Origin of the sequence: Streptomyces regalis, from assembly GCF_001509475.1 — a bacterium.
Classification (GTDB): Bacteria; Actinomycetota; Actinomycetes; order Streptomycetales; family Streptomycetaceae; genus Streptomyces; species Streptomyces regalis.
Window position 1 is genome coordinate 1 of sequence record NZ_LLZG01000024.1, and the last position, 24,984, is coordinate 24,984.

Consider the following 24,984-nt stretch of genomic DNA (forward strand, 5'->3'; position numbering starts at 1 on the left):
CAGCCCGCCCCCTTGCGCGTACCGCATGAGGACGTCGTACCGCAGGGATCACGACCCGTCACCACAGCCCGGACATCGCCAATTCAACCTGAGTAAGGGGGAAACCGCCAGGCCTCCTGCCACCCCGGCCTCCCTCAGGCCCAGCGCGCAGAGGTCTCCGAGGAGCATCGCGGCAGGGCTTCGTCGCCTTCCCCTGCGACTTCCCCCTGCGACCCGCTCCCGCAACAGGCGACGTACGTCCGGATCGTCCAGTACGTGCGGATCCCTGCCGTCGCCGCCGCCCGGCCACGGTGGCCGAAGTCCGCCAACCCACCGGTCGGCGGCGGAAAGAGGAACTCGGGAAAGTAAGAGCGCACCACGTTGGAGAACGCCTCGATCTCCCGCTTCAGTGGGCACATGGAGACTCAGTACGGCTTCCCTCGCCGGCGAGCAGGCGAATCCCACCGCCTCCGCACCACTGGCAGCAACCCGGAACACGAGCGTCATGACCCGCCGTCCTCGCCGGGGCAGTGAGAATCGCCGCATGGACATCCGGCAGCTGGAGTACTTCCTCGCGATCGTGGACCACGGCGGGTTCAACCGGGCCGCCTCGGCGCTGTACGTCTCGCAGCCGGCGCTGTCGCAGACGGTGCGGTCGCTGGAGCGCGATCTGGGCACCGACCTGTTCCGCCGCATCGGCAAACGGGCCGTGCTCACGGAGGCGGGGACCGCGCTGATCGAGCCGGCCCGCGCGGCGGTACGTGGCATGGAGACCGCCCGGGCCAGCGTCGAAGCCGTCCAGGAACTGCGCACCGGCCGGCTCGATATCGCCGCGATGCCCTCGCCGGCCGTCGAACCGCTCACCTCGATGATCCGCGACTTCGGCCGCCGTCATCCTGGGGTGCGGGTGTGCGTGCGTGCCGCGTTCACGCCGCAGGACGTCGTCGACCTGGTGCGCACGGGTACCGGCGAGCTGGGGTTGCTGACCACCCCGGGCCCGCTGCCCGAGAAGGGTGTCGTCTCCCAGCCCGTGGGCGTGCAGGGGCTGGTGCTGCTGACCCCGCCCGACGGCCCGTTCCCGGCGGGCCGCCCGGTGGCCGCCGAGGAGCTGGCCGGGCACCGGTTGATCGTCGTGCAGCGGGGGACGGCCAGTCGTGCCTACGTGGACGACCTGCGCGAGCGCGGCGTGGACTTCATCGTCGCCGCCGAGACCGAGCACCGGGTGTCCGTGCTGCCGCTGGTCCTGGCGGGGGTGGGGCTCGCGGTGGTGACCGACTCCTGGCGCGCGACGGCGGAGCAGGCGGGTGCGCTGGTGCTCGAACTGGAGCCGAACCCCGTACTGCGCATCGGGCTGATCAGCCGCACAGGCCCGCTGTCCCCAGCGGCCCGCGCGTTCCTGGACTGCGCCCTGACCGGGCTGTAGTCCTCTGGGGAGCGACCCTGCTGGAGCGCCCTCATCAGGCGGGCTTATAAGGCATATCCAGATCATGTCTTGGACGCGTCGTCCGGCCCGCTGCTGCAATCGCTCGCATGACGATTCAGAACCATCGCATCGCCGTCATCCCCGGTGACGGCATCGGCACCGAGGTCCTTCCGCCCGCTCAGCAGGTCCTGGACGCGGTCGGCCGCCGCCACGGCATCGGCTTCTCCTACACCTCCTTCGACTGGTCCTGCGAGCGGTATCTGCGCGAGGGCGCGATGATGCCCGAGGACGGCCTGGACCGGCTGCGCGAGACGGACGCGATCCTGCTGGGCGCCGTCGGCTACCCGGGCGTCCCCGACCACATCTCCCTGTGGGGGCTGCTGATCCCCATCCGCCGCACCTTCCGCCAGTACGTCAACCTGCGGCCGATCCGGGTCTTCGAGGGCGTGGCCAGTCCGCTGCGCGCCGCCGTCGCGGGCGAAGTCGACCTGGTCGTCGTACGGGAGAACGTCGAGGGCGAGTACAGCGAGATCGGCGGCCGGCTGAACCAGGGCACGCCGGAGGAACTGGCCGTCCAGGAAGCGGTGTTCACCCGGGCCGGCGTCACCCGGATCGTGGACTACGCCTTCTCGCTCGCCGCCCGCCGCCGCGGGAAGCTGACCTCCGCCACCAAGTCCAACGGCATCATCCACACCATGCCGTTCTGGGACGAGCTGGTCGCCGAGCTCGCCGCCGCGCACCCCGGCGTCACCTGGGACCAGGAGCACATCGACGCGCTGGCCGCGAAGTTCGTCCTCGACCCGGCCCGCTTCGACGTGGTCGTCGCCTCCAACCTGTTCGGCGACATCCTCAGCGACCTCGCAGCCGCCGTCGCCGGCTCGATCGGTATCGCGCCGTCCGCGAGCCTCAACCCCGAGCGCACCTTCCCCTCGATGTTCGAGCCGGTGCACGGCTCCGCCCCCGACATCGCCGGCCAGGGCATCGCCAACCCGCTGGGCGCGATCGGCTCGGCGGCCCTGATGCTCGACCACCTCGGCCACCCCGAGGCCGCCCGGGACGTCGACAACGCCATCGCCGACGTGCTGGCCAAGTCGGACGTCCGCACCCGGGATCTGGGCGGTACGGCGACCACCGACGAGTTCACCGAGAAGCTGCTCGAACTCCTCTGACGCCTCTACGCCACCCCCACCCCTCCAGGGCTGGTGCGCGGGGCCGGCTTCGCAGTTTGCGGACCTGTGCGACATGGCCCGGGGCCGCCCGATCGGTCACGCCCCGTCGGCGGCCGTCCACCCCTGGCGGCGCAGCACGCCCGACACGTCCGGTGCCTCGTAGTGCTCGCCCTTGAGCACCTTGCCGTCGGCCCGTCGGGCGACCTGGCCGTCGGGGCCCAGCTTGGTCATGTTGGAGCGGTGGATCTCGGCCAGTACGGCGTCCAGGTCGATGCCGTGCACCAGGGCCGTGCCGTACGCGATGTAGACCACGTCCGCCAGCTCGTGCGCGAGTCTGTCGAGCGGGCCGGTGACGGAGACCTCGGCGACCTCCGCGGCCTCCTCGGCGAGCAGCTCTCCACGGTGGGCGGCGAGTTCCGGGGAGACCTCGGTCGGTGTACTGCGGGCATCGAGCCCGAAGGCGAGGTGGAAGGCACGGACCAGGTCAGCGGGCGACGAACTCATACGGCGACTGTAGCGGCCGGGTCGGACAGTCCTCCTTGCGGATACGGCTGCCTCCGGCACCCGCCCCCTCCCCCACACCCCTGTGACCCCTGCCCTGGTCAGGACCACGAGCGGCTGGCAGGATCGCGGCCATGTCCAAGGCACTCTCCCGCATCAGCAGACGCCGGGCCCTGGAGGGCGCGGCCGCCGGGTTCGTCGCCCTCGGGTTGCTGCTGTGGTGGCTGCTGCCCCTGGGTGAGCAGCCGCCGAGCGGGACGATCACGTTCAGTACGGGCACGCGCGCGGGGGTCTATCAGGAGTACGGCGAGCTCCTGCGCAACGAGCTGGCCAAGGACATGCCGCAGCTGAAGGTGCGGCTGCTGACGAGCGACGGGTCGCAGGAGAACGTCGAGCGCGTGGCGACGGGGCAGGCCGACTTCACGATCGCCGCCGCCGACGCGGTGGACACGTTCAAGATCGGCGGCAAGCCCGTCACCGACCGGCTGCGCGGCGTCGCCCGCCTGTACGACGACTACGTACAGCTCGTCGTCCCGCCGGACTCGGACATCCGCTCCGTGGCGGACCTGAAAGGCAAGCGGGTGGCCATAGGGCTGCCCAACTCCGGTGTACGGCTGATTGCCACGCGCGTGCTCGAGGCCGCCGACATCGACCCGGAGAAGGACATCACGCCCCGGTCGGACGGCATCGACACCGGACCCAAGCGGCTCGGGCGCGAACTCGACGCGTTCTTCTGGTCGAGCGGGGTGCCGACGGACGGGCTGGAGGACATCGCCGAGACCTCTGCGTTCCGGTTCGTGCCGATCGACGCCGACCTCATCGCCAAGGTGCACGCGCAGGGCGACGTGGCCCACTTCTACCGCGCGACCAACATGCCGGAGTCGGCCTATCCCACCATCCAGAACGGGGACACGGTGCCGACGATCGCCGTCTCCAACCTGCTGATCACCCGCAAGGACATGGACCCCCGCCTCACCGAATGGCTCACCCGTACGGTGATCAAGAGCCGCGACGGCATCGGCGCCCACGTCCACTCCGCGCAACTCGTCGACCTGCGCACGGCGATCTACACCGACCCCCTGACCTTGCACGACGGCGCCCGGAACTACTACCGCTCGGTCAAACCGTAGGAATCCTGTCGTCGTAGGAACACTGTCGTCGTAGGAACACTGTCGTCGTAGGAATCCTGTCGTCGGTAGGAACCCTGCCGCCCGGTGCTAGGACGTCGGCCCCGACCTGGGCACCGACACGGTCACCCGCAACCCGTGCGGCTCCTGACGGCCGTACGAGATGGAGCCCCCGCCCGCCGCGAGCAGCACGCGCGAGATCGACAGCCCGAGGCCGGAGCCCTTGATGTTCTGGTGCCGGCCGCTGCGCCAGAAGCGGTCGCCGATGCGGGCGAGTTCCTCGTCGGTGAGGCCGGGGCCGTTGTCGGTCACGACGATCGTCGACGTACTGCCGTTGGAGGTGACAGTCACCTCGACCCGCTCGCCCTCCGGCGTGAACTTGACCGCGTTGTCGATCACCGCGTCCAGCGCGCTGGACAGCGCGACCGGGTCGGCCCAGGCGGTGGTGGCCGGGCAGTCCCCCACCAGCCGTACGCCCTTGGCCTCGGCCGTCGGCGACCAGGCCGCGACACGCTCGGCGGTCAGCGCGCCGACATCGGTGAGCCGGAGATCGGCCTCGGTGTGCTCGGCCAGAGCCAGGTCGAGCAGGTCGTCCAGGACCTGCGCCAGACGCTTGCCCTCGGCCTGCACCGAAGCGATCTCCGCATTGCCCTCGGGAAGTTCGAAGGCGAGCAGCTCGATGCGCAGCAGCAGCGCCGCGAGCGGGTTGCGCAGCTGATGCGAGGCGTCGGCGACGAAGGCGCGCTGCTGCTCCAGCACGTCCTCGACGTTGTCCGCCATCTCGTTGAACGACCGGGCCAGCCGCCGGAGTTCCGGCGGACCGCTGGCCACCGCAACCCGTGTTTTCAGGCGCCCGCTGGCGATGGCGTGCGTGGTGGCGTCGAGCACCCGAACCGGCCTGAGCACCCAGCCGGTGAGCCGGAGCGCGGCCCCGACGGCCACCAGCATCGCGGCCGTCAGCCCCGCGCCGATGATCAGCCAGCCGTGCAGGATCCGCGAGCGCATCTGACCGGTGGGCGAGTCGGTGACGACGACCGCGACGACGTCACCGTCCCGGATGACCGGCGAGGCGATGACGAGGCGGCCCCGCTGCCACGGCCACACCTGCTTCGGGTCGTGGCTGCGCCGGCTGAGCAACGACTCTCTGAAGGCCTCGCGCACTTCGCCGGTCTCGGGCAGGAACCAGGTCGTCGGCCCGTTGGCCAGGGGCGTGTCGTTGGGCAGGAAGACGCCGGCGCGGATGCCGTAGACGTCGTAGTAGCTCTCGAGTTCCCGGCTGAGGATGCGGACCGCGTCCCGGGGCCCGGAGGTGGTGTCGGCGGCGGGCCTTGCGATGGCCGCGAAGTACGCCGTGTCGTCGATCCGGTCGACGACGACCTTCTGCTGCTGGGCCGAGGCGAGGCTGACGGCCAGAGGTACGCCGAGGGCGAGCAGCACGGCCGCCATCAGGACGATGAGCAGCGGGAGGAGACGTGTACGCACCCTTGCCCGCTACGAGACCGGGGAGACGAGTCGGTAGCCGACGCCGCGTACGGTCTCGATCAGCGCCGGCATGCGCAGCTTGGCGCGCAGGGACGCCACATGCACCTCGAGGGTGCGCCCGGTCCCCTCCCAACTCGTGCGCCACACCTCGCTGATGATCTGTTCCCGGCGGAAGACCACCCCGGGACGCTGGGCGAGCAGGGCGAGGAGATCGAACTCCTTGCGGGTCAGTTGGACAACCGAACCGTCGACGCTGACCTGGCGGGTGTGCAGTTCGATGTGTACGGCGCCCAGGCGCAGCACGCCTTCGCCACCCGTCCCGGCGTCCTCCTGCACGGTGCGCCGGCTGACGGCGTGGATCCGGGCGAGCAGCTCTCCGGTGTCGTACGGCTTGACCACATAGTCGTCGGCCCCGAGGTTGAGGCCGTGGATGCGGGAGCGGACGTCGGAGCGCGCGGTGACCATGATCACCGGGGTGCTCGTGCGCTTGCGGATCTTGCCGCAGACCTCGTAACCGTCCTGGTCGGGCAGGCCGAGGTCGAGGAGGACGACGCCGAAGCCGTTGCCCTCGGGGACCAGCGCCTGGAGGGCCTCCTCGCCGCTGCGCGCGTGCGTGACCTCGAAACCGTGTCGCGCCAGGACCGCGGACAGCGCGGCTGCGACATGATTGTCGTCCTCGACGAGGAGCAGTCTCATCCCGGCCTCCTTCGGTTCATCGGCCGTACGATTCACGTAGCTACACAGTGCGTGCACGCGCGCGTGCACCATGGAAGTCACGCTGATGGACGAGGACGCCGTCAAGTAGGTTCCGGTTGCGGAGGGCTTCCGTTATGTAGCCGGTACGCGTCCGGCGCGCAGCTGCTACGACACGTATCCGACCGCTATCGGATCGTAATGCTCAGATTCACCTCAGAACTAATGACGCAGGTCGGATACGGTTATTACTGTCCTCCGAAACCGAGGAGGACGGAGCCTGAGAGCGATGACCGAAGTATCGGTGGCCAAGGAAGATGTGGCCGCGACCGGCGAGCTGGTCGTCCTGAAGAACGTGAACAAGCACTTCGGCGCGTTGCACGTGCTCCAGGACATCGACCTGACGATCGCCCGCGGCGAGGTCGTCGTGGTCATCGGACCCTCCGGGTCCGGGAAGTCCACCCTGTGCCGCACCATCAACCGCCTGGAGACGATCGACTCCGGCACGATCGCGATCGACGGCAAGCCCGTGCCTGCAGAGGGCAAGGCGCTGGCCAAGCTCCGTGCCGACGTCGGAATGGTCTTCCAGTCATTCAACCTCTTCGCGCACAAGACCGTGCTCGAGAACGTGATGCTGGGCCAGATCAAGGTCCGCAAGACCGACAAGAAGCAGGCCGAGGAGAAGGCCCGCTCCCTGCTCGACCGAGTGGGCGTGGGCAGCCAGGCGGACAAGTACCCCGCACAGCTCTCCGGCGGCCAGCAGCAGCGTGTGGCCATCGCCCGTGCGCTGGCCATGGACCCCAAGGTCATGCTCTTCGACGAGCCGACGTCGGCTCTCGACCCGGAGATGATCAACGAGGTCCTGGAGGTCATGCAGCAGCTCGCCCGCGACGGCATGACCATGATCGTCGTCACCCACGAGATGGGCTTCGCCCGTTCGGCCGCCAACCGGGTGGTGTTCATGGCGGACGGTCGCATCGTCGAAGAAGCTGTGCCGGACCAGTTCTTCAGCAACCCGCGCAGCGACCGCGCGAAGGACTTCCTGTCCAAGATCCTGCACCACTGACGGACTGCTTCACGCACCCGACGACCTGCGTCACCCGCCGTTCCTGACGGCACGCATCTCTTCATCACGCAAAGGATGTTCACCATGAAGCTCCGCAAGGTCTCCGCCGCGGCCGCCGCTGCACTCGTGCTCTCCATCACTGCTACCGCTTGTGGTGGCGGTGACGGTGACAACGAGGGTTCCGGTGGGGGCGACAAGATCAAGATCGGCATCAAGTTCGACCAGCCGGGTCTGGGCCTGAAGGAGCCGGACGGCAGCTTCTCCGGCTTCGACGTCGACGTCGCGACGTACGTGGCGAAGGAGCTCGGCTACAACGCCGACCAGATCGAGTGGGTCGAGACCAAGAGCGCTGACCGCGAGAACGCGCTTGCTCGTGGCGACGTGAAGTTCATCGCGGCAACCTACTCGATCACCGACGAGCGCAAGCAGAAGGTCGACTTCGCCGGTCCGTACCTTCTGGCCCACCAGGACCTGCTGGTCAAGGCGGACTCGGACATCACCGAGGCAACGGACCTCAACGGCAAGAACCTGTGCTCGGTGACCGGCTCCACCTCGGCGCAGAACGTCAAGAAGGACTTCGCCCCGAAGGCCAACCTGAAGCAGGTCGGCGGCTACTCCGAGTGCATCGCCGGCCTTCAGAGCGGCGCCGTGGACGCACTGACCACGGACGACTCGATCCTCGCGGGCTTCGCCGCGCAGGAGCAGTACAAGGGCAAGTTCAAGCTCGCCGGCCTCAAGCTGAGCAACGAGAACTACGGCATCGGCGTGAAGAAGGGCGACACCGAGACCGTCAACAAGATCAACGCCGCCCTGGAGAAGATGGTCCAGGACAAGGCCTGGGACAAGGCGGTCACGGACAACTTCGGTCCGGCCAACTACAAGAACGAGCCCGCGCCGAAGATCGGCAACGTCGTCTCGTAGCGCAGTGATCCACGGGCGTGCCGCCACCGACCGCGATCAAGGCGGCGGCACGCCGCGCTGTCCACGTACGCCACTCACCCGGAAGCGCGGGAGATCGTGTTCGACTTTCTTGAAGGTTATAACGTCCTAGAGGCGTTCTGGACGACGGTGCAACTCACCGTCCTCTCCGCGGTCGGCTCCCTGATCTGGGGCACCCTGCTGGCCGGGATGCGGGTCAGCCCGGTCCCGCTCATGCGTGGGTTCGGCACGGCCTATGTGAACATCGTCCGGAACATTCCCCTGACCGTCATCATCGTGTTCACCTCGCTCGGCCTCGCCGACATCTTCGGCGTGACGCTGGGCTCGAGAGACTTTGACGTCCAGGGATTCCGGCTGGCGGTGCTCGGCCTCATCGCCTACACCGCTGCCTTCGTCTGCGAGGCGATTCGTTCCGGCATCAACACCGTGCCCCTCGGACAGGCTGAGGCGGCCCGTGCCATCGGGCTGAGCTTCAGCCAGACGCTCCGGCTCATCATCCTGCCGCAGGCCTTCCGTTCGGTCATCGGCCCGCTGGCCAACGTACTGATCGCCCTGACCAAGAACACGACCGTGGCGGCAGCCATCGGCGTGGCCGAGGCCGCCCTCCTGATGAAGGAAATGATCGAGAACGAGGCCCAGGTGCTGCTCATCGCCGCAGTCTTCGCCTTCGGCTTTGTCGTACTGACCCTGCCCACCGGCCTCTTCTTCGGCTGGCTGAGCAAGCGACTGGCGGTGAAGCGATGAGCTCCGTTCTCTACGACACTCCGGGTCCTCGCGCCAAGCAGCGCAATGTTCTCTTCTCGGTGGTCTTCTTCGCCCTCCTCGCCGTGCTCGTGTGGTTTGTCTGGAAGACCATGGACGACGAGGGCCAGCTGGAGTGGGCCCTGTGGAAGCCGTTCACCGAGGAGCAGGCCTGGACTACATACCTGCTGCCGGGCCTCAGCAACACGCTGAAAGCGGCAGCACTCGCCATGGTGATCGCCCTTCCGCTGGGCGCGGTCTTCGGCATCGCGCGGCTGTCCGATCACCGGTGGGTGCGGGGCCCTGCCGCCACGGTGGTCGAGTTCTTCCGGGCGATCCCGGTGCTGCTGCTGATGCTGTTCGCGAACGAGTTCTACGATCGCTGGACGAACGTCACCAGTGAACAGCGGCCCTTCTACGCGGTCGTCACCGGCCTGGTGCTCTACAACGCATCCGTCCTGGCCGAGGTGGTACGGGCTGGCATCCTCGCCCTGCCCAAGGGGCAGTCGGAAGCCGCCAAGGCGATCGGTCTGCGCAAGGGCCAGACGATGACCAGCATCCTGCTGCCGCAGGCTGTCACCGTCATGCTGCCGGCCATCGTCAGCCAGCTCGTCGTCATCGTGAAGGACACCGCGCTCGGTGGCGTGATGCTGCAGTTCCCCGAGCTGCTCAGCGAACGCGCCACGCTGGCGGCCAACTACGCCAATGTCATCCCCAGCTTCATCGTGGTGGCAGCCATCTTCATCGTGGTGAACTTCATCCTCACCAGCTTCGCGAGCTGGCTCGAGGGCAGGCTGCGGCGCAGCAAGAGGAGCACCGGCGCGGTCCTCGGCGCGGAGGACGTGGAGGAGCTCAACGCCGCCGAGGTGGGCGGCACCTACGGGACCGGCGCCGGCGGCACCATCTGATGAGCGGTCCGAGAGCAGCCATCTGATGAGCAGTCAAGTGGCATGAACGACACGGAGGGCAGTGGCATGATCGCCACTGCCCTCCGTCACTTGACGCAAGCACCGGCAATGGGTTGCATACGTTCTGTGATCGTGCACCCTGCTCCGGCTTTCTGTTCACTTGCGTCTTTCGGGACACCGCTGCGGGCAGGGGGCGCCGCGCCGTGGACCCGGTGATCATCGTCGGAGCGGGGCCCGTCGGGCTCACGCTCGCCCTGGCGCTGGCCCGTCAGGAGGTGCCGTCCGTCGTCCTCGACGAGGGGCCCGGCAAGGACGAACCCCGCCTCGCGCGCACCGCCGTCCTGCGCGAGGACACCACCGCCCTCATGGAGCGCCTGACGGGTGTGCCGGTCGCCGGGGCCGGCGCCCGCTGGGCCGGATGGCGGGCGATGCGGCGCAAGCAGGTGATGCGTGAGGTCAGGTTCGACGCCGCCGCAGACGGGGGCGAGGGCGTCGCAGGACCGGGGGGCGTCACGGGCCCTGGAGGCGTGACGAACCCCGCCCCCCTCCACATCGCCCAGCACCTGCTGACCGACGCCCTGCGCGCGGCCCTCGCCGGCGAACGGCTCGTCAAGGTCGTCGTGGACAGCCGCCTGGACGCGATCGAGCAGGAGCCCTCGGGCGTCACCGCCCACACCCGCGGCCCCAAGGGCACCTGGTGGCGCGGCAGTTACCTGGTGGGCTGCGACGGCCAGCGCTCGACCGTACGAAAGCTGGAGGACATCCGCTTTCCGGGCCGTACGGCGGTGGAGCGACACGCCGTGGCCGCGCTGCGCGCGGAACTTCCTTGGGACGGTCAGGCGTTGCTCCATCGGATGCCGCCGTGGCGGACGTCCGGACCTTCGGGCGGGGAGGTCACCGGACGGCCGCTCCCGGACGGGGTCTGGCGCCTGGACTGGCTGCTGCCGCCGGGCAAGGACCTGGTCACACCCGACATGCTGGTGGCTCGCGTCCGGGAGACGCTCGCCGGGTGGACCGGCGGGCCGACACCGCCGTACGAACTCCTCGACACCGGAGTTCACACGGTCCACCACCGCCTGGCCCGCCGCTGGCGCGTGGGCCGCGTCTTCATCGCCGGGGACGCGGCGCACTGCCTCGGCACGCTCGGCACGCACGGGCTGGACGAGGGGCTGCGGGACGCCGACAACCTCGCCTGGAAGCTGGCGCCGGCCTGGCACCACGGGCCGCACGAGGCCCTGCTCGACAGCTACCAGGCGGAGCGGCGCGCGGCCGTCGCCGCCCGGCTGCGCGCCGCCGACCAGGCGCTGCCGTTGCTGCGCGGCGGCGGAGGGCTGCGCGCGGTCGTCCCCGGCTCCGCCCGGGGCCATGACGCGCTGCTCATGGACGGCCACCTGGGGCAGGGGGCGATCGGTGCGCCCGGGACGTACGCGGACTCCCCGCTCGCGCCCGGGCAGCTGGAGGGCGAGGTCCCCGTGGACACGCCGCGCGGTGCGCCGGTCATGGACGTGCGGGTCACCGCGGAGGACGGCTCCTTCGTCCAGCTGCGGGACCGGCTCGGGCGCGGCGCGCTGCTGGTCGTACTGATCGCGCCGGGCACGGGCGTGTGGGACCGCAAGCACTGGGCCACCGCCGGGATCATGCCCCGGCTGGCGGCCGCGGTGACGGCGCTGCCGTATCCGGCCGAGTTGCTGGTCGCGGAGAGCTATCCGGGGGCGGCCGCGCATTCGGTCCTGCTGGTGCGGCCCGACGGGCACCTGGTGACGGCGCTGAGCGGGGTGCGCCCGGCCGATCTGTACGCGGCGGCCGAGGCGGCGCTGGGCGGACCGGCCAAGGCACAGGCCGGGGCGGCGGCGGAGGAGGCCGGGGCGGCGGCCGGCTCGCGTTGATGCTGTCGTACAGAGGCTGATGCCGTCGTATGGAGGTCGTACTCACCTGGAAGCAGCACTCACCGTCACGTCACGTGTGCGGGTGACAGTGAGTTGACCGGTTCGCACCGGCATGCTGTACTCCGGACCATGACCGACACCTGTGTGCGCCTGTGGCGGAGGGTCCATATGGATCTGGTCCGCTATGCGGGCTGCGTGTGTCGTCCATCCTGCTGACTCGCATCCCCTTTTCTTCCGCGCGCGCCACGCCTGCCGCCGCTTGGTCGCCTCTGCTGTCGCGCGCTCTCGGCGAACTCTCATCAGGACGGTGCCCGTGTCTGTATCCCCTGCCGCCGTTGCCGCTTCTCAGCAGGTGTCCGCAGCGGTCTCCGCGCCGGTTTCCACGCCGACGCAGGCGGACCTCCTCGACTTCGTACGGCGAACTGCCGCCGACGCCGACTTGATCGCCTCGCTTGCGCTCGATCCCGAGGGCCGTACCTGGGTACGGCTCGAGGGTCCCGGCGGCAGCGAGGCCTGGTTGATCGGCTGGCCGCCCGGGACGGGCACCGGCTGGCACGACCACGCCGACTCAGTCGGGGCCTTCGTGACGGCGGCCGGTGAGCTCAAGGAGAACTCGCTCGCCGTCCGACTGCCCGCCGACGGCTGGAAGACGCTGGAACTGACGGACGACGTGGACCGGGAACGTCGGCTGCCAGCTGGAAAGGGCCGCTCCTTCGGCCGCCACCATGTGCACGAGGTACTCAACGAATCCGCCGACCAGCATGCGATCTCCGTTCACGCCTACTACCCGCCCCTGCCGCAGATCCGCCGCTTCAGCCGCAGCGGACCGATCCTGCGCCTGGAGCAGGTGGAGCGTCCGGAGGACTGGCAGTGAGCGGGGCGGGGGAGGGCCTGCCGACGGTACGTAGTTCAGGTGAACTGCCGGTCGACAGAGGTGAGTTGAAGGCGGGCGGCGTGGACGAGCGGCTGGTCGGCATCGACGAGTTGCTAGAGCGGGTGCGCGCGAGCTACGAACGGATCGAGCCGCGGGAGGCGTACGAGGCCGCGCAGGCCGGTGAGGCACTGCTGGTGGACATCCGGTACGCGGCCCTGCGTGAGCGGGACGGGCTGATCCCCGGTGCCCTCGTCGTGGAACGCAACGAACTGGAGTGGCGTCTCGACCCACAGGGCAGCCATCGCGCCCCCGAGGCCATGAGCCACGATCTGCATGTCGTGGTGATCTGCAACGAGGGGTACGCGTCGAGCCTCGCGGCCGAGTCCCTGCGACGACTGGGGCTGCACCGGGCAACCGATCTGGTCGGGGGGTTCCAAAGGTGGCGGGTGGAGGGGCTTCCGGTAACGCCCGCGGCCGGGGCGGCGGTTCAGCGGCCTTCGGGAGGGAGGTAAAGCCCGGCAAGGGCCCCGCGGTTCATGGCCGGTGCTGCGGCCGATCAGTGCCGGAACTTGCTCGGTATCGGAGCCCGCTCAGTACCGCAGCGGGGCTCGGTGCCACGACGGGACTCGGTGGTGCCGCGGCCCGGCAGGGAGGCGTACGGCCCCCGATGCGATGGGCGCCCCCGCGCGTCCATCGTGTCAGGGGCCGGAACCCGCCCCTCTCGCCCCCGGCCCGTAGGAGCCCTTCCGGGACCCCTGGCTCAGAACCCCTCGTCCCCGAGAAACTCCGTGTTTTCGCCCTCTTCCTCCAGGGCCTGTCGGACCACCCGCAGGGCCATGCCCTCGGGGTAGCCCTTGCGGGCGAGCATGCCCGCGAGGCGGCGAAGGCGTTTGTCGCGGTCAAGGCCGCGCGTGGAGCGCAGCTTGCGGGCGACGAGCTCGCGTGCGGTCGCCTCCTCCTGCTCGGAATCGAGCTGGGCGACGGCCGCGTCGATCAGCGTGGAGTCGACGCCTTTGGTGCGCAGTTCCTGGGCAAGCGCGCGTCGAGCCAGTCCCCGGCCGTGGTGCCGGGACTCCACCCAGGCGTCCGCGAACGCACTGTCGTTGATGAGACCGACCTCCTCGAACCGCGACAGCACCTCCTCGGCCGCGTCGTCCGGGATCTCCCGCTTGCGCAGGGCGTCCGCGAGTTGCTTGCGCGTGCGCGGGGTCCCGGTGAGCAGGCGCAGGCAGATCGCCCGTGCCTGCTCCACCGGGTCCGCTGGGGGCGCCCCCTTCTCGGCCCTCGACGAGGTAGGGGCACCTCCGTCCTCACCGGACGGCTCTGCGCGGCCGCGCCGACGACGCCCGCGCGAACCGCCCGAACCACGTGCCCCGTCGGTGCCGTACGGAGCCGTGCCTCTGTTCCCCCTGTTCGTGATGCCTTGGTCCGCGTCTCCCCCGTAGGCGTAGCCACCCCTCCCGGTGGAGTCCTCGTCGGCGCCTCGCCCCCGCTCACGCAGAGCGTCCGGATGGGCGGCGTACTCGGCCCAGCCCGTTCGTCGTGTCATGGATCAGCTCTTGGCTGCCGCGGCCTTGGTCTTGGCTGCCTTGGCCGCCGCCGGAGCGGGCGCCGTCTTCGCGGCGTCGTCCGGGGTGGCGGAGACCGCGGCGTCCGCGCCCGGCTCGGCGGCGGGCTCCTCCGGACGCACGCCGACGCCCAGCTTCTCCTTGATCTTCTTCTCGATCTCGTTGGCCAGGTCGGGGTTGTCCTTGAGGAAGTTGCGCGCGTTCTCCTTGCCCTGGCCGAGCTGGTCGCCCTCGTACGTGTACCAGGCGCCGGCCTTGCGGACGAAGCCGTGCTCCACGCCCATGTCGATCAGGCCGCCTTCGCGGCTGATGCCGTGGCCGTAGAGGATGTCGAACTCGGCCTGCTTGAAGGGCGGCGCGACCTTGTTCTTGACGACCTTGCAGCGGGTGCGGTTGCCGACCGCCTCCGTGCCGTCCTTGAGGGTCTCGATGCGGCGGATGTCGATACGCACCGAGGCGTAGAACTTCAGCGCCCGACCGCCCGTAGTGGTCTCTGGGCTGTTATGGACCAGAACCCCATGCGCAAGGTAGTTGTGGGCTCCCTCGACTTCGAGGTCGAAGCGATTCATCTTCTGGTAGTCCGTGCGCAGCTTCCTGTCCAGCACTCGCGCTGGAACCAGCCTTGTCTCTGGCTCCACGAACTCAGGCTCCACCTCGAAGAGCCCTCGGTAGCGTGGCAGCAGTTTGTACTGCATCGATGGATGGACGTACGGGGCCACGATTTCCTGGAACCGAGCGGAGGCAGCGGTGGTGAACTGAAGGACAGCGATGCTTCGCTTGCCCGCCGTCCGGAGCTTCACATCCAGCCCATGAGTGTCCCTCAGATAATCAACGAGACGCACACGCGAGCCCTCGCTCATCGCTTCGACGCAGATCTCGATGCGGCCACTTCCCCCTTCTGTTCGCTCCTGCACACCCTTCGAGCGAACCGTGAACGAGCCATCGTCCATGTACCAGACGGCGAGTGCCAACGGCGTCATCGCCTTGAGGTACTCCCAGGTGATGTGCTTCTTCCCGTCTCCGAAGTAGACGACTCGGCGCAGCTCATCAAGCTCAGCCAGGGGGGTGAAGTCAGCGAACGCCGCCCCTTTCGCGTTCTCTGAACGAGAGTGGCCGATGTTCCCGAGGAGCGAAACCTTCCAGTCAAGGTACTCGACTTGCTTTGCCCCATGCCCCATGCGGAAACGAGCACTTGCGTCATCGCTCCGTACTGGCTTCGAGAGAGCACCATCACCCAGCAGTGCGCCAAGGATCACCTGCCACTGCTGCGGACCGAGTACATGCGGCTGCGCCAGCATCACCCGATCACCTGGAAAAATCTCCTGCGCTTCCCGCCATCCACCAGGCGTTCGGATGAGGTGGTTGGCGGTCATGGCCAAGCGGGCGCGTCCGTTACCCGCTCCTGCGCCCGACCGCTCAACGGAGAACTCCAGGAAAGCGTCGGCCTTCCCGTTGTTGAACCAGTTGGTGACCTTCCTTGGGACCACCTTGTCGAGCTCGGGGTCGTACGCCAGAACCTCCACTTGCATCTTCTGGTTGACGATCTTTCCCAGCATCTCACTGGTACCGTCTGCCAGAGTCACCCGGGTGTGATAGGAGCCACACCCAAACATGACGCCGATCTTCTCGCGGAGCTGGTTGATGAAGATCGCGGTGGTCTTGGACTGGTTGAGCGCGCTGGTGATCTTCCGCAGGGCCTGGCTCATCAGACGCGCCTGCAGACCGACGTGGCTGTCGCCCATCTCGCCCTCGATCTCCGCACGCGGGACGAGCGCCGCGACGGAGTCGATGACGATGAGGTCGAGGGCGCCGGAGCGGACCAGCATGTCCACGATCTCCAGCGCCTGCTCGCCGTTGTCCGGCTGGGACAGGATCAGGTTGTCGATGTCGACGCCGAGCTTCTTCGCGTACTCGGGGTCGAGGGCGTGCTCCGCGTCCACGAAGGCGACCTGGCCGCCGGCCTTCTGGGCGTTCGCCACCGCGTGCAGGGTCAGGGTCGTCTTACCGGAGGACTCCGGGCCGTACACCTCCACCACACGGCCACGCGGCAGGCCGCCGACGCCAAGGGCGACGTCGAGTGCGGTCGACCCGGTGGGGATGACCTCGATGGGCTCGTTCGGCCGCTCGCCCATGCGCATGACCGCGCCCTTGCCGAATTGCCGTTCAATCTGTGCGAGCGCGGCGTCGAGCGCCTTCTCGCGGTCGGTTCCTGCCATGGGTTCCACCCGGTTTGCTTGAGTCGATCGCTTCACGTCAAAGACGCTAACGCCTGCCACTGACAATGCGCCCCGACGCCCGTCCGGCCTGTGGATAACTCGGGTACTTCTCCATCGAAACCGTGGCGAACTGCCCGCCGAGCGCCCCGCCGGAACCTCCATCAGAATGGATGTTCGATTTTCGTGTCAAGCGCACCGTGCGACACCCTCGAGACTACGTGTCCCGTGTGCTCGAAGGTGATGGTTGCGCGCGTGCGTGCCGTTTCAGGTTGATGCGTCCCGTTCCGGGTCGTGCAGCCATCCACTGCTCGAAGACCTTGCATCCGGTTGGTCGCCGTGGCGTTCACGCACGAGACGACGACGCTCGGAGCGCAATCGAGGCTCGATGACGCGGAAGGGGGTCGTTCGCGGTCGGACGATCCCTGGATTCCCGTCGGCCGCAGACGGGCTCAGCCGGAGCTCTCTTCAGAGCTTCCGGTCTCTGCCGGAGGTTGCTTGCCCGACCGTTGTGCCCACAGCTCACCCGCGCGTGCGAACAGGCTGCTGCCTGCGCCCCGTCCCCGGTGCCCGTGGACGCGCGGGTCGTCCGTGACGTCGTACCGCTTCACGTATGCCCCGAGGAACGCCTGCAGCGTGGCGACCGCCGGGATGGCGATCAGTGCACCCACCGCGCCGAGGAGGGCGGTGCCCGCGATGACCGAACCGAAGGCGACCGCGGGGTGGATGTCGACGGTCTTCGCGGTCAGCTTGGGCTGCAGCACGTAGTTCTCGAACTGCTGGTAGACCACGACGAAGATCAGCACCCACAGGGCGTACCAGGGATCGACCGTGAAGGCGATCAGCATGGGCAGGGCGCCCGCGAGATACGTGCCGATGGTGGGGATGAACTGCGACACCAGGCCGACCCACACGGCGAGCACGGGCGCGTACGGCACATCCAGGCTCTCCAGCAGGATGTAGTGGGCTATGCCGGAGATCAACGCCATCAGGCCGCGCGAGTACAGGTAGCCGCCGGTCTTGTTGACGGCGATCTCCCAGGCGCGCAGCACCTCGGCCTGCCTGGCCGGCGGCAGCACGGAGCACAGTGCGCGGCGCAGTCGCGGGCCGTCCGCGGCGAAGTAGAACGAGAACAGCGTGATCGTCAGCAGCTGGAAGAGACCGCCGAGGACCTGGGCGGACACGTCCAGGACGCCGGTGGCGCTGTTCTGCACGTAGTTGCGCAGCCAGTCGGAGCGCAGCAGGCCCTCCTGGACGTCCACGCGGCGCAGCTCGGTGTTGAAGTGCGTGTTGATCCAGTTGATGACGGAGTCGAGGTAGTTCGGGAAGTCCTCGACGATCTTGATGATCTGACCGGCGAGCATCGACCCCAGGAGCGTCACGAATCCGGCGGACACGATGATCACGGCGAGGAAGACCAGGGCCGTGGCCCCTCCCCGACGCATCCCGCGCGAGGCCATCCAGCTCACCGCCGGTTCGATGGCCAGGGCCAGGAAGAACGCGATGAGGATGTTGATCAGCAGCCCGGTGAGCTGGTGAAAGGCCCAGCTGCCCAGCTGGAACGCACCGACGAGCGCCAGCGCGAGCACCATGGCCCGCGGCAGCCAGCGCGGCATGCGGCTGCTCGACCCGGCGGCGCCCTCGCCCGAAGGCTGGATGGGCGGCGTCGTGCCGAACGGGGATCCTTGCTGGGCGAGCTGCCCGGTCTCGTCAGTGCGTGCCACGGAGCAAGTCTCGCCCACGCCACCGACAATCGGCTGCCGTCCTGCGATCTTCGTGACCGGTCAACGCCTCTCCCCCGGAATGTTCATGACGGCGCACACCACACGCCACACGTCCTTGGCCGCCCAGCCGGCATCCAGCGCCTCGTGCACCGTGCGCCCGCCGAGCTCCGACATCACGTGGTCGCGCGCGAAGGTGTCGGCGTATCCCGGACCGAAGTGATCCGTCATCCGCTCCCAGAAGACCGTCAACCGCATGAATTCCGCTCCATACACACCTTGACCTGCACGTTTCCCACCTCTCACGCCCCCGCACGACCGTCAGGGGGATTCCAGGGAGTTCGCCTCCCCGCTGAACCAAGCATCCATGGCGGCGCGACCTCGCCTGCCTGCGTCGGGCATGAAGTACGTGTATGTACGCAGAGTAAAGCCAGGGTCGGCCTGCCCGAGCCGGCGGGCGAGGGAGACGATCGACTCGCCCGCTTCGAGCTGGACGCCGGCGTAGGTGTGGCGCGGGCTCCCAGAGGCGCCTGTTCCATGTGTCGTGGTTCCATGGACGCCGCTGCCGGGTAGCCGGGAAAAGTGGGTGAGTGCGCGGAGCCCAGTCGACGCGCTGCCGGTCGTTCTGAGGTTCGTGGGGGCTCTCCCACGGGAGGTTCCACCGCGACCGGCTGCCAGCGCTTCGCGTGCTGCTTGATGGCGGCCAGGACGCCGGGTGCCGCATCGACGGCGGAGACCAGCAGGCCGCCCGAGAAGGCGGCGGTCGTGGCGCTGGTGGACCAGCCGGTGTCGGCGGTGATCCGGGCGTTGAGGACGGGGAAGGCGTAGTAGACGATGCCCCAGCTGGTGATCTGGGTGACGCAGAGGGCGGGCAGGGCAGCACGGGGCCGCGACCGGTCCCCCGTTCCGGTCGCGGCCCCGCGGGCGTCAAGGTCGGGCACGGGGTCAGCAGCCGCCGGAGATGGCCGGGGCGCCGACGCCGATCTGGAGGGTGGCCGGGGCAGCGCAGCAGCCGCCGCCTACGCCGGCCTGGGCCGCCTCCGGCTCGTCGAACAGGCCCGCGCCGCCGCAGACGCCGGTCTCGGGCAAGGTCAGCTCGACGCGCTCGGCGGCCTCCTGGTCCCCGGCGAGTGCGGCGGCGATGGAGCGGGTCTGCTCGTAGCCGGTCATGGCGAGGAAGGTCGGGGCGCGGCCGTAGGACTTCATGCCGACCAGGTAGACGTCCTTCTCCGGGTGGGAGAGCTCGTTGACGCCGTGGGGGTAGACCGTGCCGCACGAGTGCGCGTTCGGGTCGATGAGCGGCGCGAGTGCGGTCGGCGCCTGGAGGCGCTCATCCAGGCCGAGGCGGAGCTCGGACAGGAAGGACAGGTCGGGGCGGAAGCCGGTCAGGACAATGACCTCGTCGACCTCCTCCAAGCGATGGCCATCCTCGGCGACCAGGACCAACTGGCCCCCGCTCCTCTCAACTGCGGCCGTGCGGAAGCCGGTGACGGCGGAGGCATAGCCGTCCTCGACGGCGGCCTTGGCGCGCAGGCCGAGGGCGCCGCGGGCGGGGAGCTCGTCGGCCTCGCCGCCGCCGTACGTCGAACCCGTGATCCCGCGGCGCAGGATCCACACTGCGTGCGTGCCGTCCTCCTCCTTCGCCAGGTCGGCGAGGTAGGCCAGCGCGGTGAAGGCGGAGTCGCCGGAGCCGACGACTGCGGTGCGCTTGCCCGCGTACCGGGCACGGACGGCGGGGTCCTTGAGGTCAGGGACGCGGTAGGAGATGCGGTCGCCGGCCGCCTTCTCGCCGAGTGCGGGCAGGCCGTTGCCGCCGAGCGGGCTGGGGGTGGACCAGGAGCCGGAGGCGTCGATGACGGCGCGGGCGGTGATCCGCTCCTCGCGTCCCTCGGTCGTTTCGATGTGGATGGTGAAGGGCTGCTCGTCGCGACCGGCGTCGACGATGCGGTCGCGTCCAGCCCGGGCGACACCGGTCACCGTGACGCCGTAGCGGACCTTGTCACCGAGGACGTCGGCGAGCGGCTGCAGGTACTGCTCCGCCCAGTCGCCGCCGGTCGGATAGGTCGCCCCATCGGGGCGCACCCAGCCGGTGGGGGCGAGGAGCTTCTCAGCGGCGGGTGCGGTGACCTCGGCCCAGGGTGAGAACAGCCGCACGTGCGCCCACCCGCGTACGGCGGTGCCCGCACTCGGGCCGGCTTCCAGGACCAGCGGTTCGATGCCGCGCTCGACGAGATGGGCGGCGGCGGCCAGGCCAACGGGGCCGGCCCCGATGACCACGACGGGCAGCTGGTCGGTGGTGGGCGCGTTCACGACGATTCCCCTTTGCTTCGACATTCGTCGATCTCTTGCGCAGCCAGCATGGCAGCTGATTCGATGTGCGTCAACATAGACATTCATCGAATTGGAAGATCGATTGTGAAGCACGTCGACGTTGCCGTGATCGGGGGCGGCAGTTTCGCGGGCCGCCCGATGCCGCTGAGGGGGCGGAAGCCGGGCCGGTCCAATAGCCGTGGCCGAGCAGATGCGGCCACCCGCGCAGCGAGGAGCGCCGTCTGGTGACCGGCCCCGACGGCGCCAGCCCGCTGGTCGTTCTTTACCTTCACCATCACGGCCGACGCGGATGCCATCCGCCTGGACATCGCGGTGGACCCGGTGCACCAGCCGGTGCTGGACGCACTCACCGAGCGGGCGGCCGGCCTGGCCGGGCTCGGAGAACAGCGGTGAACGCCGGCCTGCGCAGCGGTCAGGTCGCCGAGGCTGCCGGGGTGAACATCCAGACCCTGCGCTATTACGAGCGGCGCGGCCTGCTCACCGATCCCGAGCACAGCTCCGGCGGTCACCGCCTGTACGGGGAAGAGGCGGTGACGGTGCTGCGCGTGATCAAGGCCGCCCAGCGCCTCGGCTTCACCCTGGAGGAAGTGGCCGAACTGCTGGACGCCAGCCGCCACCGGCACGGCAGACCGGTCCCCGGCCTCCAGCAGCGGGCGCAGGCCAAACTCGCCGAGGTGGACGTGAAGATCGCCGACCTGACCACCATCCGCGCCACGCTCGCCGCCGCCCTCGAAGCCGGATGCGACGACCTGACCACCTGCTCCGCAAGCCCCTGCTGCCCGATCCCCTTAACCAGCCTCGCCGAGGAGAGACGCCATGCCGGCCCCTGCTGCTGACCCACACACCGCACCCCGAAGGCGCTGGCGGGCCTCGCCGGACTGGCCTGCCTGGCTTGCTGCCTGCTACCCGCCCTGATCACCGCGGGCGTGTTGGGCGCCGGGGCGTCCGCCGTGGTGGGCTGGCTGCCGGGTACCGCCCTGGCCCTGGTCGCACTCGCCGCAGCGGCCTGGTGGTCCTCACAGCGCCGTGCTGCCGGCTGCTCCTGCACGTCGGCGGCCACGCCCGGCCCGGAGTGCGGCTGCGGACCCCAGCGGATCAGCGGTCCGGACGGTCGGTGACGTCCCGTCCGTGACCGTCGCTCGTTCCGTTGCCCTGTTCGTCGTCGCCGCCCTGTTCGAGATCGGCGGGGCCTGGCTGGTCTGGCGGGGCATCCACGAGCACAAAGGCTGGATCTGGATCGGCGCAGGCGTGATCGCCCTCGGCCTCTACGGCGTGGTGGCGACCTGGCAGAACGACGACAGCTTCGGCCGCATCCTCGCCGCCTACGGCGGCATCTTCGTCTCAGGCTCCATCGCCTGGGGGGTGATCGCCGACGGCTACCGGCCGGATCGCTACGACGTCGGCGGCGCTCTGGTCTGCCTCGCCGGGATGGCCGTGATCATGTACGCACCCCGCAGCAGCTGACGCACAAGTCGCCGCGCTACCCCCGCGTCACAGGCCGAAGGCGCCGCCCTCGACGAGGATCAGCACGCCCAGAGCGATCAGGACCAGCGGGAACAGGATGTGGCCCCACCGGCTGAGCGCCTTCGCGATGACCGGACGGGTGGCGAAGAAACGACCCGCGAAGCACCACACGGCCACCAGAACCAGGAAGACGACGGCGTACACGCTCATTCCACCGACCCCTGCCGTGGCGAACACGGGCACGTAGACGCCGATGTTGTCACCGCCGTTCGCGAAGGTGACCGCCGCGACCTCCAGAGCCCTCGGTGCGCCCTCGGTCACCTCCTGCTCGTCGTCCTCGTTGCCGCGGCTCTGCCACGCGTGCCAGGCCGCCTTGAGTCCGAGCCCGAGGGGCAGCAGGCCGAGGTAAGGGATGGCCTCCTCGGGCAGGAAGGTCGCACCGAACGCCGCGGCCACGGCGACGGCGAGGATGGCGGCGAAACCGAGGTACTGGCCGAGCACGATCCGGCGAGCCGCTCCGTGGTGCCCGGCAGCCTGGGCGAAGAACAGGGACAGGATCAGGATGTCGTCGATGTTGGTGACGGCGAACAGACCGATCGCCTGCCCGACGATGCCCAGGTTCACCGGTGGGACGACCTCTCGCTCGGCTGCCCGTCGACAGAACCCGGCACGCTCGCCTGGAACGGCGCACCGGGACCACCGGCCGATGATTGCCGCCGGGTTCGGGGTGACGCGGCGGCTCGTCCCGCGTTCGTCGTTCTACCCCGCGAGCAGCGCGGCGATCTCGCTTGCTGCGTCACGGGCCGGCCGCCCGGCCCCGATGAGGGTGGCGGAGGCGGGGCCGGTCCAGTCGCCGTAGCCGAGCAGGTGCAGGCGCGGCTCATCCACCGCCCGCGTGCCGGCGGTATCGATGTGACCGTGTCGGCCGCGGAGTTGGAGCGGGGCGAGGTGCGACAGGGCGGGGCGGAACCCGGTGCACCAGATGATCACGTCGGCTTCGGCGCGGGTGCCGTCCGCCCATTCGACGCCGCCGGGGACGAGGCGGGTGAACATCGGCGTGGCCTTGAGCAGGCCGCGGTCACGGGCTTCCCTGACGGGTGGTACGGCGACGATGTCGCCCAGCAAGGCGACGCCGCCGTTGTCGGTACGTCCCTCGTCGAGGGCCTGGCGGCGAGCGGAGGCCACGTCGAACAGCACCCTGCCGTCGATGTCGTCGGCCAGGAAGCGGGGTGGGCGCTGGGTAACCCAGGTCAGCTGGGTGTCGTGGGCCAGGTCGGCGGCGATCTGCGCCCCGGAGTTGCCTCCGCCGACCACGATCACGCGCCGGCCCGCGAAGTCCTGTGGGCGCCGGTAGTCCACGGTGTGCAGCTGCCTGCCGCCGAAGGCCCCACGACCTGGGACGGCGGGGAGGAAGGGGCGCCACCAGGTGCCGGTCGCACTGATCACGGCGCGGGCGTGCCAGGTGCCGGAATCGGTTTCCACCCGCAGGAGTTGGCCGTCCCGGTGTACAGCGAGCACGCGCACGGGCCGCTGCACATCCAGCTCGTACCGCTTCTCGTAGTCACGCAGGTACGTCACCACGTGCGCCGCGTCCGGGTACTCCTCGCCCGGCTGCGGCGGCATGAGCCACCCGGGGAGTGAGGAGTAGGCCGCCGGAGAGAACAGGTGCAGGGAATCCCAGGTGTGCTGCCAGGCGCCGCCGGGGTCGGTCCGGGCGTCGAGAACGACGAACTCCAGGCCCCGGCGGCGCAGGTGGTAACCGGCGGCGAGCCCAGCCTGGCCGCCGCCGATCACCACCACCTGTGTCGTCCGCGTCATGCGGCGGGCTGCTCCGCGTCCGCTCGACCAGGAACGAAGATCAGCGCCACGAGCGCCAGCCCGACCACCGTGCCGACGAGCTGCATGCCGATGAAGCCCGCGACCGAGCCGGGCGCGATGCCCGCGAAGGTGTCAGTGAAGGCGCGGCCGATCGTCACCGCCGGGTTCGCGAACGACGTGGACGAGGTGAACCAGTACGCGGCGCCGATGTAGGAGGCGACCGCCACCGGGGCGAAGCGCAGGCGGTCGGTGCGGGCCAGGCCGAAGATCAGCAGGATCAGTCCGGCCGTCGCGACAACCTCACCGAGGAGCAGATGTCCCGCTGAGCGATCGTGTGTCGACCACTTCACCAGCGGCTCGCCGAACATCGCATCGGCAAGGACGGCACCGGCAATCGCACCTACGATCTGCGCGGGGACATAGACGGCCGCCTCACGAAGCGTGACACCGGCTCCGTCCCGCCGGGCGGTCCACCACTCCGCCAGCGTGACCGCCGGGTTGAAGTGCGCGCCGGAGACCGGGCCGAGCAAGGTGATCAGCACACCCAGGCCGAAGACCGTGGCCGTCGAGTTGGCCAGCAGCTGCAACCCGACGTCCTTGGTGAGCTCCGTGGCCTGGATGCCGGAGCCGACCACCACCGCCACCAGGGCGGCGGTACCGACCAGTTCGGCGGCGGCCCGGGCGAACAGCGGGGCGCGGGGCGGAGTGGCCCCCGGGGCGGGCTGAGGAGAGGCGGCGGCTATGGCTGACTCCGCAGCGGTCTCGTGCGTGGCGGTCAACAAAGACTCCTTGGTGCAGTCGCCAGGCGGTGGCGAGGTATCAGGGGCAGGACCGCTTGTTGTCGGCAGCGGAACGGGCAGCCTCGGCCAGATCAGCGAACTGGCCCGCGATCGAGGCGATGACGTCCGCGCGCAGCTTGTAGTACGTGTACCGGCCGCACGGCTCCGTCTCCACGACCCCGGCCTCGCGCAGCACTCTCAGGTGGTTGGAGAGGTTGGTCTGCCGGGCACCGGTCTCCTCCACCAGGTGGGTGGTGCACAGCATCTCTTTGGCGAGCAGGGTCACGATCTGGAGCCTGAGC

General features: G+C 69.5%; 24 protein-coding genes and 4 pseudogenes. 13 read left to right on the forward strand and 15 right to left on the reverse strand.

All coding sequences use genetic code 11. The features are described from left to right. The first annotated feature begins 523 nt into the window (after positions 1 to 523). Together ADL12_RS05365 and ADL12_RS05370 are read left to right on the forward strand one after the other, a co-directional pair. Positions 524 to 1,402, forward strand: a complete 879-nt coding sequence (locus ADL12_RS05365) for a LysR family transcriptional regulator (protein WP_062699033.1) — start codon at positions 524 to 526, stop codon at positions 1,400 to 1,402. A 113-nt stretch (positions 1,403 to 1,515) separates the two neighbouring features. Further along, positions 1,516 to 2,571 (forward strand): tartrate dehydrogenase, encoded by a 1,056-nt coding sequence (locus tag ADL12_RS05370; protein WP_425265065.1) that lies wholly within the window; start codon positions 1,516 to 1,518, stop codon positions 2,569 to 2,571. 96 nt (positions 2,572 to 2,667) lie between these two features. Here the strand turns inward: ADL12_RS05370 and ADL12_RS05375 are convergent, their stop codons facing one another. Beyond that, the gene (locus tag ADL12_RS05375) at positions 2,668 to 3,075 is read right to left on the reverse strand and encodes a pyrophosphohydrolase domain-containing protein (RefSeq protein WP_062699037.1); all 408 of its coding nucleotides are present in this window, start codon (positions 3,073 to 3,075) and stop codon (positions 2,668 to 2,670) included. A gap of 131 nt (positions 3,076 to 3,206) precedes the next feature. On the opposite strand from ADL12_RS05375, the gene ADL12_RS05380 reads away from it, so the two are divergent. Continuing rightward, complete coding sequence (locus tag ADL12_RS05380) at positions 3,207 to 4,202, forward strand: TAXI family TRAP transporter solute-binding subunit (protein WP_062699039.1); 996 nt, start codon at positions 3,207 to 3,209, stop codon at positions 4,200 to 4,202. An 87-nt stretch (positions 4,203 to 4,289) separates the two neighbouring features. On the opposite strand, the gene ADL12_RS05385 is transcribed toward ADL12_RS05380, so the two are convergent. Continuing rightward, positions 4,290 to 5,681: a sensor histidine kinase gene (locus ADL12_RS05385; protein WP_062699041.1), complete on the reverse strand. Its 1,392-nt coding sequence runs from the start codon at positions 5,679 to 5,681 to the stop codon at positions 4,290 to 4,292. A 9-nt stretch (positions 5,682 to 5,690) separates the two neighbouring features. Then, a complete protein-coding gene (locus ADL12_RS05390) occupies positions 5,691 to 6,377 on the reverse strand; it encodes a response regulator transcription factor (protein ID WP_062699043.1) in 687 nt (228 codons plus the stop codon). A gap of 286 nt (positions 6,378 to 6,663) precedes the next feature. Here ADL12_RS05390 and ADL12_RS05395 point away from each other — a divergent pair, with 286 nt between their 5' ends. From ADL12_RS05395 to ADL12_RS05425, 8 genes are all read left to right on the forward strand, one after another. Further along, positions 6,664 to 7,440, forward strand: a complete 777-nt coding sequence (locus ADL12_RS05395) for an amino acid ABC transporter ATP-binding protein (protein ID WP_062699045.1) — start codon at positions 6,664 to 6,666, stop codon at positions 7,438 to 7,440. A gap of 84 nt (positions 7,441 to 7,524) precedes the next feature. After that, a complete protein-coding gene (locus ADL12_RS05400) occupies positions 7,525 to 8,361 on the forward strand; it encodes a glutamate ABC transporter substrate-binding protein (RefSeq protein ID WP_167364378.1) in 837 nt (278 codons plus the stop codon). Between the two features lie 96 nt (positions 8,362 to 8,457). After that, entirely contained in the window at positions 8,458 to 9,123 is a 666-nt protein-coding gene (locus ADL12_RS05405; RefSeq protein ID WP_062699056.1) for an amino acid ABC transporter permease, read from the forward strand. Further along, the gene (locus ADL12_RS05410) at positions 9,120 to 10,028 is read left to right on the forward strand and encodes an amino acid ABC transporter permease (protein WP_062699058.1); all 909 of its coding nucleotides are present in this window, start codon (positions 9,120 to 9,122) and stop codon (positions 10,026 to 10,028) included. Before ADL12_RS05405 ends, ADL12_RS05410 begins: the two co-directional genes overlap by 4 nt. 203 nt (positions 10,029 to 10,231) lie before the next feature. Continuing rightward, positions 10,232 to 11,914: an FAD-dependent monooxygenase gene (locus ADL12_RS05415; protein WP_062699060.1), complete on the forward strand. Its 1,683-nt coding sequence runs from the start codon at positions 10,232 to 10,234 to the stop codon at positions 11,912 to 11,914. Positions 11,915 to 12,043: 129 nt separating this feature from the next. Further along, on the forward strand, positions 12,044 to 12,130 hold the full coding sequence (locus ADL12_RS58025; protein WP_313960178.1) for a putative leader peptide: 87 nt from the start codon (positions 12,044 to 12,046) through the stop codon (positions 12,128 to 12,130). 97 nt (positions 12,131 to 12,227) lie between these two features. Then, positions 12,228 to 12,788: a cupin domain-containing protein gene (locus tag ADL12_RS05420; RefSeq protein WP_079051851.1), complete on the forward strand. Its 561-nt coding sequence runs from the start codon at positions 12,228 to 12,230 to the stop codon at positions 12,786 to 12,788. 80 nt (positions 12,789 to 12,868) lie between these two features. Then, positions 12,869 to 13,300, forward strand: coding sequence for a rhodanese-like domain-containing protein (locus ADL12_RS05425; RefSeq protein WP_062699063.1), 432 nt, complete (start codon positions 12,869 to 12,871; stop codon positions 13,298 to 13,300). A gap of 248 nt (positions 13,301 to 13,548) precedes the next feature. Here the strand turns inward: ADL12_RS05425 and recX are convergent, their stop codons facing one another. The 8 genes and pseudogenes from recX to ADL12_RS05450 all read right to left on the reverse strand — a co-directional run bounded on the left by recX (position 13,549) and on the right by ADL12_RS05450 (position 20,600). Continuing rightward, positions 13,549 to 14,337 (reverse strand): recombination regulator RecX, encoded by a 789-nt coding sequence (gene recX / locus ADL12_RS49665; RefSeq protein ID WP_079051852.1) that lies wholly within the window; start codon positions 14,335 to 14,337, stop codon positions 13,549 to 13,551. A gap of 3 nt (positions 14,338 to 14,340) precedes the next feature. Continuing rightward, positions 14,341 to 15,012: pseudogene (locus ADL12_RS57615) on the reverse strand (recombinase RecA); the annotation flags it as partial. 84 nt (positions 15,013 to 15,096) lie between these two features. After that, positions 15,097 to 15,969, reverse strand: a pseudogene (locus ADL12_RS57620) (LAGLIDADG endonuclease); the annotation flags it as partial. Beyond that, positions 15,961 to 16,572 (reverse strand): annotated as a pseudogene (gene recA, locus ADL12_RS57625) (recombinase RecA); the annotation flags it as partial. The pseudogenes ADL12_RS57620 and recA, both read right to left, overlap by 9 nt. Positions 16,573 to 17,021: 449 nt before the next feature. After that, the gene (locus ADL12_RS05440) at positions 17,022 to 18,293 is read right to left on the reverse strand and encodes an AI-2E family transporter (RefSeq protein WP_107119836.1); all 1,272 of its coding nucleotides are present in this window, start codon (positions 18,291 to 18,293) and stop codon (positions 17,022 to 17,024) included. A 60-nt stretch (positions 18,294 to 18,353) separates the two neighbouring features. Beyond that, the gene (locus ADL12_RS05445) at positions 18,354 to 18,548 is read right to left on the reverse strand and encodes a DUF3046 domain-containing protein (protein WP_062699069.1); all 195 of its coding nucleotides are present in this window, start codon (positions 18,546 to 18,548) and stop codon (positions 18,354 to 18,356) included. A 467-nt stretch (positions 18,549 to 19,015) separates the two neighbouring features. Then, a pseudogene (locus ADL12_RS56105) lies at positions 19,016 to 19,231 on the reverse strand (MFS transporter); the annotation flags it as partial. Between the two features lie 4 nt (positions 19,232 to 19,235). Continuing rightward, complete coding sequence (locus ADL12_RS05450; protein ID WP_062699071.1) at positions 19,236 to 20,600, reverse strand: FAD-dependent oxidoreductase; 1,365 nt, start codon at positions 20,598 to 20,600, stop codon at positions 19,236 to 19,238. 410 nt (positions 20,601 to 21,010) lie between these two features. Between ADL12_RS05450 and ADL12_RS05455 the strand changes: the two genes are divergently transcribed. Both ADL12_RS05455 and ADL12_RS05460 read left to right on the forward strand, forming a co-directional pair. Further along, positions 21,011 to 21,457: a MerR family transcriptional regulator gene (locus tag ADL12_RS05455; RefSeq protein ID WP_062699073.1), complete on the forward strand. Its 447-nt coding sequence runs from the start codon at positions 21,011 to 21,013 to the stop codon at positions 21,455 to 21,457. Positions 21,458 to 21,749: 292 nt separating this feature from the next. Next, the gene (locus tag ADL12_RS05460) at positions 21,750 to 22,085 is read left to right on the forward strand and encodes a YnfA family protein (RefSeq protein ID WP_062699075.1); all 336 of its coding nucleotides are present in this window, start codon (positions 21,750 to 21,752) and stop codon (positions 22,083 to 22,085) included. A gap of 27 nt (positions 22,086 to 22,112) precedes the next feature. On the opposite strand, the gene ADL12_RS05465 is transcribed toward ADL12_RS05460, so the two are convergent. From ADL12_RS05465 to ADL12_RS05480, 4 genes are all read right to left on the reverse strand, one after another. Beyond that, a complete protein-coding gene (locus tag ADL12_RS05465; RefSeq protein WP_062699077.1) occupies positions 22,113 to 22,709 on the reverse strand; it encodes a cadmium resistance transporter in 597 nt (198 codons plus the stop codon). Between the two features lie 135 nt (positions 22,710 to 22,844). Then, positions 22,845 to 23,903: an ArsO family NAD(P)H-dependent flavin-containing monooxygenase gene (locus ADL12_RS05470; RefSeq protein ID WP_062699080.1), complete on the reverse strand. Its 1,059-nt coding sequence runs from the start codon at positions 23,901 to 23,903 to the stop codon at positions 22,845 to 22,847. Next, positions 23,900 to 24,682: an aquaporin gene (locus tag ADL12_RS05475; RefSeq protein ID WP_062699082.1), complete on the reverse strand. Its 783-nt coding sequence runs from the start codon at positions 24,680 to 24,682 to the stop codon at positions 23,900 to 23,902. Before ADL12_RS05475 ends, ADL12_RS05470 begins: the two co-directional genes overlap by 4 nt. A 40-nt stretch (positions 24,683 to 24,722) precedes the next feature. Continuing rightward, positions 24,723 to 24,984: ArsR/SmtB family transcription factor (locus tag ADL12_RS05480; protein WP_063806616.1), on the reverse strand; the 262-nt coding region annotated here is incomplete at its 5' end.

Coding starts and splice junctions, on each gene's coding strand:
- ADL12_RS05365 (WP_062699033.1), top strand. CDS start 524: ATGGACATCCGGCAGCTGGAGTACTTCCTCGCGATCGTGGACCACGGC.
- ADL12_RS05375 (WP_062699037.1), bottom strand. CDS start 3,075: ATGAGTTCGTCGCCCGCTGACCTGGTCCGTGCCTTCCACCTCGCCTTC.
- ADL12_RS05380 (WP_062699039.1), top strand. CDS start 3,207: ATGTCCAAGGCACTCTCCCGCATCAGCAGACGCCGGGCCCTGGAGGGC.
- ADL12_RS05390 (WP_062699043.1), bottom strand. CDS start 6,377: ATGAGACTGCTCCTCGTCGAGGACGACAATCATGTCGCAGCCGCGCTG.
- ADL12_RS05395 (WP_062699045.1), top strand. CDS start 6,664: ATGACCGAAGTATCGGTGGCCAAGGAAGATGTGGCCGCGACCGGCGAG.
- ADL12_RS05400 (WP_167364378.1), top strand. CDS start 7,525: ATGAAGCTCCGCAAGGTCTCCGCCGCGGCCGCCGCTGCACTCGTGCTC.
- ADL12_RS05410 (WP_062699058.1), top strand. CDS start 9,120: ATGAGCTCCGTTCTCTACGACACTCCGGGTCCTCGCGCCAAGCAGCGC.
- ADL12_RS58025 (WP_313960178.1), top strand. CDS start 12,044: ATGACCGACACCTGTGTGCGCCTGTGGCGGAGGGTCCATATGGATCTG.
- recX (WP_079051852.1), bottom strand. CDS start 14,337: ATGACACGACGAACGGGCTGGGCCGAGTACGCCGCCCATCCGGACGCT.
- ADL12_RS05445 (WP_062699069.1), bottom strand. CDS start 18,548: ATGCGGTTGACGGTCTTCTGGGAGCGGATGACGGATCACTTCGGTCCG.
- ADL12_RS05470 (WP_062699080.1), bottom strand. CDS start 23,903: ATGACGCGGACGACACAGGTGGTGGTGATCGGCGGCGGCCAGGCTGGG.